Here is a 14,160-nt window from a genome sequence, read left to right as displayed (position 1 = left end):
CAATCCACGCGTCCACTTTACAGAAGCTGCCGCCGCAGCAAGGCCTCCAGCCATTCCGCGAAGACTTGCAATCGCCGCGACAGATGCTGGCGATGGGAATAAAGCAAGGTCATCGGCATCGGCTCGGCCCGATGGCCCGGCATGACCTCGATGAGTTCGCCGCTCTCAAGATGCAGCCTGACATCGTAAGCGGGTATCTGGATCAAGCCGAGACCGGCAAGACAACAGGCGATATAGGCCTCGGCATTGTTGACGGTGACGCGGCTGCGCATGGGAACCGAATGCAGGGCGTCGTTTTCGATCCATTCCCAGTTTTCCACGCGCCCGCTGGAAGGCGACGCGTAGTTGACCGCCCAGTGGCGGGAGAGATCGTGGGGCGTTTTCGGCGCTCCATACTGCGCGAGATAGGCAGGACTTGCGACATTGATCAGCCGCAGCTTGCCAATCGGCCGCGCAATGAGGCCGGAATCGCTAAGCGGACCGACGCGCAGCACACAATCGATATTGTCCTCCACCAGATCGACAGCGCGGTCGGTAACGCCAAGGCTGATGTCGATCTGCGGATAAAGGTCGAGAAATTGCGGCAGCGCCGGTGCAATGACCAGCCGGCCGATCCGGCCCGGCACATCGATGCGCAGCCGGCCGGAAGGCTGCGCCGCCGTCTGCCGGAACAGGTTTTCCGTGTCTTCGACATCGGCGATCAGCCGTTGGCAGCGCTCGTAAAATGCCGAACCATCCTCGGTCGGCGAGACCTTACGTGTGGTGCGGTTGAGCAGGCGCGCACCAACGCGCCCTTCCAGTTCCTGCACCGCCGCAGAAACCGAAGAGCGTGGAATGCCAAGCGTATCGGCGGCCCGGGTGAAGCTCGCACAGTCAACCACGCGCGTGAAGATACGGAACAGGTCGATACGGTCCAACCGAAAACACCCTATTGTGCGGATTTTCTGACAAGTCCTGTCAGAATGATCGCCTTTATCACGAAATGCTAGACGATATCCTGCTGGAATGAAAGCGGTCACCGCGTGGCCGATAACCGGCAAAGGAGGCCGACCCATGACAGATCATTCCCTCAAGGGCAAAACCGTCATCATCGCCGGCGGAGCAAAAAATCTCGGCGGGTTGATTGCCCGCGATTTTGCTGCCCAGGGTGCGGGCGCCATCGCGATCCATTACAACAGCGCGGCAAGCAGGGCCGATGCCGATGCAACCGTTGCCGCCGTAAAGGCCGCAGGCGCTGAGGCAATCGCCCTTCAGGCCGATCTCACCACGGCAGGCGCCGTCGAAAAGCTATTTGCCGATGCCGTCGCCGCCATTGGCCGCCCGGATATCGCTATCAATACCGTCGGCAAGGTGTTGAAAAAGCCGATCCTCGAAACATCGGAAGCCGAATATGACGAAATGACCGCCGTCAACGCCAAGTCGGCCTTCTTTTTCCTGCAACAGGCCGGCCGCCACGTCAGTGACAATGGCAAGATCTGCACGCTCGTGACGTCTCTCCTGGGCGCTTTCACACCGTTTTACGCCAGCTATGCCGGCACCAAGGCCCCGGTGGAGCATTTTACCCGCGCTGCGGCCAAGGAATTCGGCGAACGCGGCATCTCCGTGACGGCGATTGGTCCCGGACCGATGGATACGCCGTTCTTCTACGGTCAGGAAACGCCGGAGGCGCAGGGCTATCACAAGACCGCGGCTGCACTTTCCGCCTTCTCGAAAACCGGTCTTACCGATATCGAGGACATTGTTCCCTATATTCGCTTTCTCGTAACGGACGGCTGGTGGATGACCGGCCAGACCATTCTCGTCAATGGCGGTTACACCACGAAATAGTCCCCTCCGGGTGACGGGCCGAGGCGGGCGGGTAACTCGGTGCCATTTCCCCCTGCCCGGCCTGAGGCAAATTTTGAAACCGTCATGCCAAAAAGTGCGAGGGCCATATGGCCTGAACTGCCGCTACCGGTATAAAACCCTGCCATCCTGTTATTGGAAACCCGGGAGATATCGGATGAATTCAGGGCGTCGTGGCGTTCTCGCACTTCTGGGCGGTCTTGTGCTGGCAAGGCCGTCTCTCAGCGCAGCGTCGAGCAAGCCGGCAGCCGTTGCCGCCTCCCGCTCCAGTTACAAGCCGCGACATATCCTCTGTTTTCTCGGCCCTGAAAATGGGCTTGAGGCTCTCCGGAAGAGCGCCCGCGCCGCGATCGATGATTTTGCGCCCGATTTCAGCCTCGACGACGATTATTCGCAGGATGAGCCGGACGACCGGATGAACCGTTCCTTCAATGTCTGCTGGGACCGTGTCGACCCCGAGGCCCACCAGTTGGCCGATGAGGAGGCTGTCGCCGGGCACGGCTCGGTTCTTTACGTACTTGGCCCGTCCATGGACGCCGAAACAGCCGTGAAGACATCCGAAAATGCGCTTAGATTCGTGCAGCATATGCTCGATAACGGCGCCATCGCCGTGAAGGGAGAAAGTGCCGGCATTGCCCATGGGGCAAGGCGCTGGAAGCAGCTGTTCGAGCAATCGCGCAGCGAAGCTGCTGCCGATGACGGAATGGCGCTTGCCAGAACCTGCCGTCTGGCTTTCGCACGCCGCCCCATAGGCGGTGATGCCGACGGGATGATGAGTGTCGGGTTTCACCTGATTGGATTGCCAGATGTGCAGGTGCACTTTACCAAAAACGGCGATCAGCCGTCCACGAACACAGAACAGCTAAAGATCGCGGCGCTGATAGACGATATCGCCGATCAAATGGCGCGTGACGGCGTCGAAGCGGCCGTGAAGGATCGTCGCGCCGCCCTTGCCGATGATACGCGCTATGAGGAAGACGAATATAAATTCAACCCTTTCGGCGTCGTCAGCATTAACGACGTCAAGCTTTGACGCCCCCGGGCGCAGCTGCCTGTGCAGCAGGCGCGGGGTCACTCTCGCCTGGCACCAGAAGCATGGGCCAGACACGATGACGAGCCTGATCGGGATAAAAGGGCGCATAGGCCGGCATGGTGGACAATAAGGTCTGGGCCACCGTCACGCCGAGATCATGCAGGGACGTGCGGAAACTGGTGAGGCGCGGCTCGAGAAACTGGCCGCGTGGACCATCGCGGAAGCCGATAACGGCGAGATCTTGCCCCGGTTTCAGGCCAGCTTCCGCAAGACGGCGATAAAGACCGACCGCCATCAGCTCATAGATCAGCACAATCGCCGTTGGCCGGGGCCGCATCTGCAGCCATTCGCTGGCGGCGTGATAACCGCCCTGCTCGCTCGATTTCGCGCGGACGACCAGGGAAGAATCGTAAGGGATGCCATTATCCTCCAGCGCGCGCCTGTATCCCTCCAGAAAAACATAACCGAGATTGATATCGCTGTCGGGCGCAGCCACAGCGATCGAACGATGACCGGCAGCAACAAGGCGGTCGACGGCATTTTTCGCCACCCCCTCGAAATCGAGGTCGATCCAGGCGTGATCATCGCTGGAGGCTGTCCGGCCGAGCGCCACGAAAGGCAAACGGTTCTGCTTGAGGAAATCCACGCGTTTGTCGGTGCGCCGGGTGGCGGAAATGATCATTGCATCCACCATGCGCCGCGCCACCATACGCTTTAAATATTCATCCGGATCTTCTTCCCCCGGGCAGGGCAGAACGATGAGGTCGAGATTATGTCCGGAAAACACGCTTTGCAGGCCATCCGTCACGCCTAAGAAGAAGTTGTCGGAGTTTTCAACGGTCTGCGCGTCGCTGCCGGTCATAAGGCCGATGACATTGGTGGTTCCCTGCCGGAGACTGCGGCCGGACTGGTTAGCGACGTAACCGAGCTTTTCCGCCGCTTCGAGAACACGGCGACGCGTCTCTTCGTTCACATCGGGCTTGCCGTTCAGGGCACGGGAAACGGTGCCAATAGATATCTGAAGATAATCGGCAAGCTGCCGGATTCCTTTCATGCATTCCCCTCCCAGGCCTGACGCGCAATCAACGCGTCCCTTAACGGTCTTGACATATCTAACACCATCGTCATAGTCTCGTAAACGTTTACGACGCTCTGCGCAAAGAGGAGTTTGCCAGGAGCCCGGGGAGATGAGATGACATTTAATGCCGTTTTATGCGGATGCGGAGCCATGGCCAAAGGCTGGTTGCGCGCCATTCAATCCACGCCGGAGATTTCCGGCGCGATCAGGATCGCCGGTCTGGTGGATCTGAACGAGAACACGGCCCGCGCGCTTGCCGAAGAATTCGCCCTCACCGACGCGGTCATCGGCACAGATCTTCGCGCGGTTCTTGCTGAAACGAAAGCCGACATCCTTTTTGACATCGTCATCCCGCAGGCACGCTTCGCCGTGGTTGAAGCCGGTCTCGATGCCGGGTGCCACGTGCTGAGCGAAAAGCCGCTGGCCGCCTCGATGGAAGAAGCCGCCACGCTGGTGGAGCTGGCAAAAAAAGCCGGCAAAATTCATGCCGTGGTGCAAAACCGGCGGTTTATTGCCGGTATCCGGCGGCTGCGCCGCGCACTGGAAGACGGCGTCATTGGCGACCTGACGGCCATCCACTGCGATTTCTTCCTCGGCCCGCATTTCGGCGGCTTTCGTGAGGAGATGAAGAACGTCCTGCTTCTCGACATGGCGATCCACACCTTCGATGCCGCCCGTTTCGTTGCCAATGAAAAGCCCCTTTCCGTTTTTTGCGTTGAGAAGAACCCGGCCGGCTCCTGGTATGCCCACGGGGCGAGCGCCAACGCCATTTTCGAGTTCTCCAATGATGTCGTCTTCACCTATCGCGGTTCATGGTGCGCCGAGGGCGAGCGGACCAGCTGGGAAGCGCGCTGGCGGCTGATCGGCTCGAAGGGAATGATCCTGTGGGACGGCGAAGACAATTTCTCCGCCTCCGTGGCCGGTGACGACAAGGGACTTTTACGCGGATTTAAGACCGTAAACGTTTCCGATGTCGTTTCCGAAAAGGACACGCGCGGCCATGCCAGCGTCATTCTATCGTTCCTCGACTCCATCCGCACGGGTGAGATGCCGGAAACGGCCTCCTTCGACAACATCAACAGCCTTGCCATGGTGATCGGCGCGATCGAAAGCGCCCGCCTCGGCCAGCGTGTTTCAATTGCAGCATAAGGACTGAAAGACGTGAGCAATCCGGCAACATCCATCCGCATCGGCACCATGGTCAGCGCCAGCAAGGGCCAGGCGGCCGAACGCATCGGGCAGATCGCCGATCTCGGCTTCGAAAGCTTCGAGCCGTTCTTCTGGCAGACGACCAACGGTCAGGACCTTGCCGATCTGGGCAAGCGCTGCCTTGAGGCTATCGGCGACCGCGACATCACCATCGGCACACTCGGCATGTTCGGCAATCCGCTTGAGGAAACCGAAATCGACCTTGAGACATTGCAGGGCTGGAAAGACTGCATCGACAATGCCCATCATTTCGGCGCGACCTGCGTTGCGGGGTTCACCGGCCGGCTGCGCGGCAAACCGCTGCCAGAAAGCCTGCCCAGATACAAGGAAATCTGGAGCGAGCTTGCCAAACGCGCCGCCGACAAGGGCGTGAAGATCGCCTTTGAAAACTGCGCCATGGACGGCAACTGGCAGACCGGCGACTGGAACATCGCGCACAATCCCGACGCCTGGGAACTGATGTTCAACGAAACGCCGGATGACAATATCGGCATCGAATGGGAACCCTGCCACCAGATGGTCTATCTCATCGATCCGCTGCCGCAGATCCGCAAATGGGCGGACAAGATTTTCCATGTGCACGGCAAGGATGCGACCATTCGCTGGGATGTCATTCGCGAGCACGGCATTTTCGGCAAGGAGAAATTCGTCTTCATGCGCACGCCGGGCTTCGGCGACAGCAACTGGACGGACATTATTTCCGAACTGCGCCTCGCCGGCTGGTCCGGCTCGATCGACATCGAAGGCTGGCATGACCCCGTCTACCGCGACGCGCTGGAAATGACGGGCCAGGTGCATGGTCTGAACTATCTGAAAAAATGCCGCGGTGGCGATTTCGTCGTCGACCCGACATAACGGAAGCCTTTCGGGAGAAGGTTTCCAGACAATGCAGCGACGATAACCAAAGAGGAGGAGATTATGGGTATCGCGAAATTTATGATGACCGGTGCGCTTGTTCTGGCGAGCGTATCCGCCGGTGCGATGGCAGCGCATGCGGAAGATGTGACGTTGACCCTCTGGTCGCTGGATCGTGATATCCAGCCGGCGCCGAACCTTATTAAAGAGTTCAACGCACTCAATAACGGCATCAAGATCGAATATCGGCAATTGCAATTCGATGATGTGGTGAGCGAATCCATGCGCGCCTATTCGACTGGCAATGCGCCTGACATCATCGCCATCGACAACCCCAACCACGCGATGTTCGCCTCACGCGGCGCCTTTCTCGACGTGACGGACATGATTGCGAAGTCGGATGTCATCAAGACGGAAAACTACTTTCCGGGTCCGCTGAAATCGGTGACGTGGGACGGCAAATATTTCGGCGTTCCGAAAGCGACGAACACGATTGCGCTTTATTACAACAAGGACCTGTTCAAGGCGGCCGGTCTCGATGCGGCAAAACCGCCGCAGACCTGGGACGAGCTGGTGGATGCGGCCCGCAAGCTCACCAACCCCGCCAAGAATGTCTACGGCATCAGCTTCAGCGCCAAGGCCAACGAGGAAGGCACCTTCCAGTTCCTGCCCTGGGCGCAGATGGCGGGCGCCACCTACAAGAACATCAATACCGATGGCGCGGTGAAGGCGCTTGAGACATGGAAGACCCTGCTTGACGAGAAGTTGGCTTCCCCGGACACGCTGACGCGCAGCCAGTGGGACTCCACCGCCACCTTCAACGCCGGCAACGCGGCCATGGCGATCTCCGGCCCCTGGGAAATCGACCGCATGCTCAAAGACGCCAAGTTCGATTGGGGTGTGACGCTGCTGCCGGTCCCGACACCGGACGCGCCGCGGTCTTCGGCCATGGGCGACTATAACTGGGCGATCTTCTCCAAGACCAAACATCCAGCCGAAGCCTTCAAGGCGATCGAGTTCTTCGCCTCAAAGGACAAGGACATGTTCAAGAACTTCGGCCAATTGCCGGCGCGTTCCGATATTCCGGTTCCGCCCACCGGAAATGCGTTGAAGGACGAAGCGCTGAAGACCTTCGTCGAGCAGTTGAAATACGCCCAGCCGCGCGGCCCCTCACCCGAATGGCCGAAGATTTCCAAGGCCATCCAGGACGCAATCCAGGGCGCTCTGTCGGGTCAGATGACGCCGAAGGCGGCACTTGATCAGGCCGCGGAAAAGATAAAGCTGGTCGACGGCTGATCCATTTGGGTAGGCGGCCGGGTTCATCCGGCCCCATCCACGGGTTCCTCCCGGTGGGGCTGCCTGTCGTGATAAGCGACGGCGGCCCCGATCGGAGCTTGTGAGGATGTTTCATGAAAAAACTGTTTTCCAGCGTCAACGACGGTCGCGGGTTCGACATCGTCCTTGTCGCCTTGCCTTTGGGCTTCCTGTTCGTGATGGCGGGGCTGCCGCTCATCTACAACATCGTCATGAGTTTTCAGGAAGTCGACATGTTCAGCCTGGGCACCTTCGTGCGCCCATTCGTCGGCTTCAAGAATTATGTCGATCTGTTCCGGCAGCCTGAAACCCTGCCGATCCTGATGAACACCGTCACCTTCGTCGTCGCCTCCATTGCCGGGCAATTCGCCATCGGCTTCGGCCTGGCGCTGTTCTTCTGGGTGAATTTTCCCGGGGCCACCTGGCTGCGCGGCCTGTTCCTCGTATCCTGGGTCATGCCCGGCCTCGTTGTCGGCGCCATCTGGAACTGGATCCTGTCGGGCGATTTCGGCGTCCTGAATTTCTTCCTGCGGGAAAGCGGCCTGATCTCAGGCAATATCTTCTGGCGTTCGGATGCGAATTTTTCGCTCTGGGCCGTCGTCATTGCCAATATCTGGCTCGGCACTTCCTTCAACATGATCCTGCTTTCGGTGGGCCTCGCTTCCATTCCCGGCGATCTCTACGAGGCGGCAGAACTGGACGGCGCCAGCGCCTGGCAGCGTTTCTACACCATCACTCTGCCGATGATGCGGTCCACCATCGGTGCGATCGTGTCGCTGGGCCTTATCTTCACGCTCCAACAGTTCGACCTTTTCGCCGCCATTACCGATGGCGGGCCGAACAACAGCTCCAACGTGGCGCAATATTGGGCCTGGGATCTTTCCTTCCGGCAATATGATTTCGCCAAGGGCGCGACGATATCGGTCATCATGATCGTTTTCGTCATGCTGGCTTCCATCGTCTATGTGCGCTCGACACGGCATGAGGTGCGCGGATGAGCATCACCAACCGCAACCAGCTGATGCTGGCCATCGCCATCATTCTCGCGATCATCTATCTCTTTCCGCTGTACTGGATGTACCTGACCTCGCTTAAAAGCGGTTCGGAAATGTTCGCCAGTCCGCCCGCCTTCTGGCCCGGCGACCCGCAATGGCAGACCTATGCCTACGTCTGGGAAAGCCGCAACATGGGGCGTTACCTGTGGAATTCGGTGCTGATCGCCTCCAGCGCGGTGCTGCTGATCACCATTCTCGGTGTTGGCTGCGCCTATGTTTTGGCCCGCTATCGCAATGTCTGGGTGGATATCGGCCTGTTCCTCATCCTCATGCTGCAGGTCCTGCCGGCATCGCTGATGATCACGCCGATCTTCGTCGGTTTCTCGCAATTCGGGCTTCTGGATTATCCGCGCCTGTCGGTCATCCTCGCCATCGCGGCCAAAAGCATGCCTTTCTTTGTGGTGCTGGTGCGCGCCACCTTCATGGCCGTGCCGCAGGAACTGGAAGAGGCGGCGCTGGTGGACGGCAATTCGCGGGTGGGCGCCTTCTTCCACATCGTGCTGCCGCTTGCCAGAAACGGCATTCTCGTCAGCGCCATTCTCATCTTCATGCAAGCCTTCGGTGAATTCGTTTATTCGAAATCGATGATCCAGGCGGCGGAACTGCAGCCCGCCAGCGTCGGCCTCAACTCCTTCATGGGCCCCAATACCAGCGAATGGAACAATATCATGGCCTATGCGACCATGTATGTGACGCCCATTCTTGCCCTCTTCATTCTCTTGCAGCGCCGCATCGTTTCCGGCCTGACATCAGGAGCGCTCAAATGACATTTCAGATCGAACTTTCCGGCGTCAACAAATATTACGGCGCCTTCCATGCTCTGAAAAATATCGACCTTTCCATCAAGAAGGGCACCTTCGTCGCACTTGTCGGTCCTTCCGGCTGCGGTAAGTCCACCCTTCTGCGCTCGCTGGCCGGGCTGGAGAGCATATCCGCCGGCGACATGCGCATTGCCGGCACGCTGATGAACGGTGTGCCGCCGCGCAAGCGCGATGTGGCCATGGTGTTCCAGTCCTATGCGCTCTACCCGCATATGACGGTGGAGGAAAACCTTACCTACTCGCTGCGCATGCGTGGCGTCGCCAAGGCGGAGGCCCGTAAGGCAGCGGAAGAAGTTGCCGCGACGACCGGACTTTCCAAGCTGATGAAACGTTATCCGCGCGAACTCTCCGGCGGCCAGCGGCAGCGTGTGGCCATGAGCCGGGCGATCATCCGCAATCCGCAGGCCTTTCTGTTCGATGAACCGCTTTCCAACCTCGATGCGGCGCTGCGTGTTCATATGCGCAAGGAAATCCGCGCACTGCATGATCGCCTGCATGCAACCTCGGTCTACGTCACCCATGACCAGATCGAGGCAATGACCATGGCCGATCATGTCGTCGTCATGCGCGATGGCGTCATCGAACAACAGGGCACGCCGCTCGAACTCTACGACCGCCCGGTCAATCGCTTCGTTGCAGGTTTCATCGGCTCGCCGGCCATGAATTTCATTCCGGCCATGGTCAGCTCGGATGGCGCTTCGCTTCTGTTGCAATTCGGCGAAGGTGAGCCGCAGCAATCGATCAGGGCTCCGGCTCCCTTGCCGCCCGGCAAGCGCATCATCGTTGGTATCAGGCCGGAACATATCCGGCCCGCAACAGCAACAGGTGCGGCGCTGACGTTACCTGTGTCGACCGTGGAAACCACTGGTTCGGCCACTTTCCTCACCCTCGGCACAACGACCGAAGTGGTCATCGCGATACAGGGGCGCAGCGAGGTCAGGAGCGGCGAAGTCGTCGGCCTCGACATCAACCCGACCGACCTGCATTTGTTCGACGAAGAAACCGGAGCCGGTCTCGGAGGCCGGTAAAACGAAACATGGGGCATATTGGAAACGGACAGCCCGTTTGGGGCTCTCCGCGTCCTTCATGAGAGGCGAAAGCTTCAGCGCCCCATGATGATGTCGACGATATTCCGGCGCGCGGTGGCGGAGGTGGCGGTGGCGCGGCCAACCTCGCGGGCGGCGATGGCGGGCGAACCGGTGCCTTCAATATCCACCCACCGACCGGCATGCTCGGTGGATTGACGCTTGAGATAGGTATAGGGCGTTTCGTCCCAGCGAAAAATCTTCGGCTTCATATTGTCGAGAATGAAATCTCCGCGGTCGGTTCTGACCGTGAGGATGGCGTGGCCATCACCTTTTTCGTCGCGGACGACGGTGATCAGCAGGTCGGAAACCGGCAGACCGGCGTCCATCAGCCGCTTCCGTTTCTCCAGCGCGAGGTCCTCGCAGTCTCCCGCGCCGTTATAGGGATATTCCCAATAATCCTCGTAACCCCACACTTCCATGTCGGTCCGCTGGTCGATCTCGGTATTGACGGCATTGTTGACCGAGACGAGGGTAGCCCAGACATCAGGGGTAAGACTGACCGGCGGCATGGACTTCACCGGCTGGCACTCAGCCGAATGCCGCTGGCAGAAGTCGTAATGTCCGACGGGCTGTGAGGTGATCCTGCCCGTCTGCATCGAAGGAGACGCCTGCGCCGGCGCGGCCAAACCCACGACAGCCAGAATGAAACATGCTTGCAGCGATTTGATGAGATGGGTCATGTTCGTCTCCTGACGACATGAGCTACCCGTGGCGACTTGAGGTCACATGAAACAAAATGCTCGACTTTTAACGACCCCGAAAATTCCCGGCCGGATGCTTGCACAATGAGGTGTGACAGCATTCCGGGCGGCAACAACGGTAAAGTGAGCGGGGGCAACTTGCCACGCGCAGGCGGCCTGCCCTAAGAAGGAGCCCTCACCGCAACACGATCCCCATCATAGAGACCGCCGTATGAGCCTGTTTGCGAAGTCCACCCGCGCGGCCGCCGTCCTTCTGGCGCTGGCCTTCCTGCCTTCTTATGCCGCAGCCCAGCAGATGGTCGTTGTGCCTCCGGGCAACCGCTCGGCCGAACAGCCCGAAATACCGCAGGCCTCGGCCATCAGGACCAAGGCGTTCTCCACGACCTACGAGGAAAAATTCCGCAAGACGGTCGATCTCCTGAACAGCGAACCCGGACTGCTCGGCAAGATCAGGAAGGCAGGCGCGGCCTATGGCATCGACCCGATCCACATCGTTGGCGCCATCGTCGGGGAACATACCTTCAACGTCTCGGCCGTGGATCGCATGCAGACCTATTATATCAAGGCCATCTCCTACGCCGAACTCGATATCAAGTTCAGCTATAAGGGCGTGGCCCTGAAGACATTTCTCCAGCGGCCGGAATTCCGCTCCTGCGAGGCCCTTGCCACCACGTCTGAACAGTGGAGCTGCCGCGATACCGTCTGGGACCAGAGCTTCCGTGGCAAGGTGGTGGATGGCACGAGCTATGAGGCGATCTCCTTCCAGCGGGCCTTCTTCCAGCCCTTTTACGCGGGGCAGACGTTCGGGCTCGGCCAGATCAGCCCGCTGACGGCGCTGCAGGTCACCGATCTCGTGAACAAAACGAGCGGCCTGCCGAAACTCTCGGCGGACAGGCCGAAGGATATCTACCGCGACGTCATGGATCCCGACCGCAGCATCCTCTATATCGCCGCCATCATCAGGGATTCCATCGACGCCTACCGGGAAAAGGGCTTCGACATTTCTGGAAATCCCGGCATCACCGCCACGCTCTACAATGTCGGCCAGCCAAGACGCCGCGCCGAGCGCCTGCGGACCGCCGTGGATGCCGGCGCAAAAAAACTGCTGCCGGTGGAAAACTACTATGGATGGTTGATCAACGACCGCCTCGATATCCTGAAAAACATTCTCGATGGCAAGGCCATCGACCGACGCACCACCTCCGATATTGGCGAGCAGAAGCGATAGGGGCTTTTTGCCGGGGAACGGGTGGCAATCGCTGAGATTGCACAGCGTCCAATTCTTCGAGCGATTATGGCATATTTTACGCGCCAAGATTGCCAAACCGCACCGTTTTGGCAGCAAAAAATCGAAAGCCGCTTTTCCAACCGTCGGAAATTTGCTAGTTGGACCGGCACAAGAATTGACTGATAGTGGGATAAATCCGCCCTATGCCTGACGAAGGCGACAGTACCGACAGTAGTCGACACCGAACGAGGCTGGCTCGCATAACGCGACGCCAGCCTCGAATTTTCTTGTTTTTTTCAAAGCAGCGGCTTTCAGCCTCGGATGGTCGGTCCGGGGCTTTGCGCGTTTGCACCCATTCCCATAAAGGCTCCTGAACATGGAATTCCTCGCAGATCCGAATATATGGGTCGGCCTCGTCACCCTTATCGTTCTCGAAGTCGTGCTCGGCATCGACAATCTCGTCTTCATCGCGATCCTTGCCGACAAGCTGCCGCCGCACCAGCGCCAGAAAGCGCGAATGATCGGCCTGTCGCTCGCGCTCGTCATGCGCCTGCTGCTGCTGTTTTCGATCTCGTGGATCGTCACGCTGACGCGGCCGCTTTTCACCATTTCGGATTTCTCCTTTTCCGGTCGCGATCTCATCCTCATCCTCGGCGGTGCCTTCCTGCTTGCCAAAGGCACGATGGAACTGCACGAACGGCTGGAGGGTGACCAGAAGCCGAAACAGGGCAAGGTGGTCCATGCAGTCTTCTGGCAGGTCATCGTGCAGATCGTCGTGCTCGACGCCGTCTTCTCGCTCGACAGCGTCATCACCGCCGTTGGCATGGTCAATAATCTCTGGGTGATGATTACCGCCGTCTGCGTGGCCATGGCCGTGATGATGGCGGCATCGCGGCCGCTGATGGCCTTCGTGTCGAAACACCCGACCGTGGTCATTCTCTGCCTTGGTTTTCTTCTGATGATCGGCTTCAGCCTGATCGTCGAGGGTTTCGGTTTCCATCTGCCGAAGGGTTATCTTTATGCGGCCATCGGCTTTTCCGTTCTCATCGAGGCGGCAAACCAGATCGGACGGCGCAACCGCGAAAGGCGCATCACCGCCGGCGATATGCGCGAACGCACCTCCGATGCCATTCTGCGGCTTCTGGGTGGCCGGGTCGGCGAACAGCAGTCGCTCGGCGAGACCGCTGACGTTATCGCCGCGCAGGCTGCGCAAGGCGACCTTTTCAAATCCGAGGAAAAGGACATGATACGCGGGGTGCTGACGCTTGCCGAGCGCCCGGTCGTATCGATCATGACACCGCGCACCGAAATCGACTGGCTCGATATTGATGCCGATCACGACACGTTACGAAGCCGGCTGCTGGAACTCGACCATTCCCGCCTGATGCTGGCGCAGGGCAAGCTGGACTCCTTCCTGGGCGTCGCCGCCACCAGGGACCTGCTGCGCGATCTGCTGCATGACGGAAAACTGAACCTCGAGCGTTCGCTGCGCGAGCCTCTCGTCGTGCACGAAAGCGCCACGGCCTTGCAGGTGATGGAACAGCTGCGCACATCGCCGCTGCAGATGGCCGTCATCATCGACGAATATGGCACGCTTCAGGGTATCGCTACGCCGACGGACATACTAGAGGCGATCGCGGGTGAGTTCCCCGACGAGGGTGAGGAAGCCCAGATTTCCGGACTTGAGCAAGACGGCTCCTGGCTGATCGACGGCACCGTCGATATCAGACGCGTCTCCTATCTCCTGGATATCGATCTGGTGGATGATGCCGACCGTTACTCCACGATCGCCGGCTACATCCTCTGGCGCCTCAGCCGCCTTCCCGAAATCGGCGAGCGGATTTCCGGCGACGGGTTCGAATTCGAGATCGTTTCCTGCTCGGACAGAAACATCGAAAAAATCCGGGCGTGGAATACCAGCCTTGCCACCTGA

The 14,160-nt window shown here is 59.3% G+C and carries 13 protein-coding genes; 10 read left to right on the top strand and 3 right to left on the bottom strand.

Annotated elements, in window-relative coordinates; translation table 11 throughout:
* Positions 1 to 17: 17 nt before the first annotated feature.
* The gene (locus ATU_RS20460; protein ID WP_010973782.1) at positions 18 to 917 is read right to left on the bottom strand and encodes a LysR family transcriptional regulator; all 900 of its coding nucleotides are present in this window, start codon (positions 915 to 917) and stop codon (positions 18 to 20) included.
* A 136-nt stretch (positions 918 to 1,053) separates the two neighbouring features.
* On the opposite strand from ATU_RS20460, the gene ATU_RS20455 reads away from it, so the two are divergent.
* Complete coding sequence (locus ATU_RS20455) at positions 1,054 to 1,827, top strand: SDR family oxidoreductase (RefSeq protein WP_010973781.1); 774 nt, start codon at positions 1,054 to 1,056, stop codon at positions 1,825 to 1,827.
* 175 nt (positions 1,828 to 2,002) lie between these two features.
* Positions 2,003 to 2,878 carry a hypothetical protein gene (locus tag ATU_RS20450; RefSeq protein WP_010973780.1) on the top strand — a complete coding sequence of 292 codons (876 nt, stop codon included), beginning with the start codon at positions 2,003 to 2,005 and terminating at the stop codon, positions 2,876 to 2,878.
* On the opposite strand, the gene ATU_RS20445 is transcribed toward ATU_RS20450, so the two are convergent.
* Positions 2,868 to 3,932, bottom strand: coding sequence for a LacI family DNA-binding transcriptional regulator (locus ATU_RS20445; protein WP_010973779.1), 1,065 nt, complete (start codon positions 3,930 to 3,932; stop codon positions 2,868 to 2,870). The genes ATU_RS20450 and ATU_RS20445 overlap by 11 nt on opposite strands.
* 138 nt (positions 3,933 to 4,070) lie before the next feature.
* Between ATU_RS20445 and ATU_RS20440 the strand changes: the two genes are divergently transcribed.
* The 6 genes from ATU_RS20440 to ATU_RS20415 all read left to right on the top strand — a co-directional run bounded on the left by ATU_RS20440 (position 4,071) and on the right by ATU_RS20415 (position 10,238).
* Positions 4,071 to 5,105 (top strand): Gfo/Idh/MocA family protein, encoded by a 1,035-nt coding sequence (locus tag ATU_RS20440; RefSeq protein WP_010973778.1) that lies wholly within the window; start codon positions 4,071 to 4,073, stop codon positions 5,103 to 5,105.
* 12 nt (positions 5,106 to 5,117) lie between these two features.
* Positions 5,118 to 6,020 carry a sugar phosphate isomerase/epimerase family protein gene (locus ATU_RS20435; protein ID WP_010973777.1) on the top strand — a complete coding sequence of 301 codons (903 nt, stop codon included), beginning with the start codon at positions 5,118 to 5,120 and terminating at the stop codon, positions 6,018 to 6,020.
* A gap of 63 nt (positions 6,021 to 6,083) precedes the next feature.
* Positions 6,084 to 7,316: an ABC transporter substrate-binding protein gene (locus tag ATU_RS20430; protein ID WP_010973776.1), complete on the top strand. Its 1,233-nt coding sequence runs from the start codon at positions 6,084 to 6,086 to the stop codon at positions 7,314 to 7,316.
* 113 nt (positions 7,317 to 7,429) lie between these two features.
* The gene (locus ATU_RS20425; RefSeq protein WP_006315522.1) at positions 7,430 to 8,332 is read left to right on the top strand and encodes a carbohydrate ABC transporter permease; all 903 of its coding nucleotides are present in this window, start codon (positions 7,430 to 7,432) and stop codon (positions 8,330 to 8,332) included.
* Positions 8,329 to 9,156: a carbohydrate ABC transporter permease gene (locus tag ATU_RS20420; protein WP_010973775.1), complete on the top strand. Its 828-nt coding sequence runs from the start codon at positions 8,329 to 8,331 to the stop codon at positions 9,154 to 9,156. Before ATU_RS20425 ends, ATU_RS20420 begins: the two co-directional genes overlap by 4 nt.
* Positions 9,153 to 10,238 (top strand): ABC transporter ATP-binding protein, encoded by a 1,086-nt coding sequence (locus tag ATU_RS20415; RefSeq protein WP_010973774.1) that lies wholly within the window; start codon positions 9,153 to 9,155, stop codon positions 10,236 to 10,238. Before ATU_RS20420 ends, ATU_RS20415 begins: the two co-directional genes overlap by 4 nt.
* Before the next feature lie 74 nt (positions 10,239 to 10,312).
* Here ATU_RS20415 and ATU_RS20410 read toward each other — a convergent pair whose 3' ends face one another.
* The gene (locus ATU_RS20410; RefSeq protein ID WP_006315519.1) at positions 10,313 to 10,978 is read right to left on the bottom strand and encodes a transglutaminase-like cysteine peptidase; all 666 of its coding nucleotides are present in this window, start codon (positions 10,976 to 10,978) and stop codon (positions 10,313 to 10,315) included.
* A 232-nt stretch (positions 10,979 to 11,210) separates the two neighbouring features.
* Between ATU_RS20410 and ATU_RS20405 the strand changes: the two genes are divergently transcribed.
* A complete protein-coding gene (locus ATU_RS20405; RefSeq protein ID WP_010973773.1) occupies positions 11,211 to 12,227 on the top strand; it encodes a DUF1402 family protein in 1,017 nt (338 codons plus the stop codon).
* A gap of 376 nt (positions 12,228 to 12,603) precedes the next feature.
* Positions 12,604 to 14,160, top strand: a complete 1,557-nt coding sequence (locus ATU_RS20400) for a TerC family protein (protein WP_010973772.1) — start codon at positions 12,604 to 12,606, stop codon at positions 14,158 to 14,160.

The organism is Agrobacterium fabrum str. C58 (assembly GCF_000092025.1).
Lineage (GTDB): Bacteria > Pseudomonadota > Alphaproteobacteria > Rhizobiales > Rhizobiaceae > Agrobacterium > Agrobacterium fabrum.
Note: the sequence above shows the minus strand (reverse complement) of the source record. Positions and strands in the feature narration are given on the sequence as shown.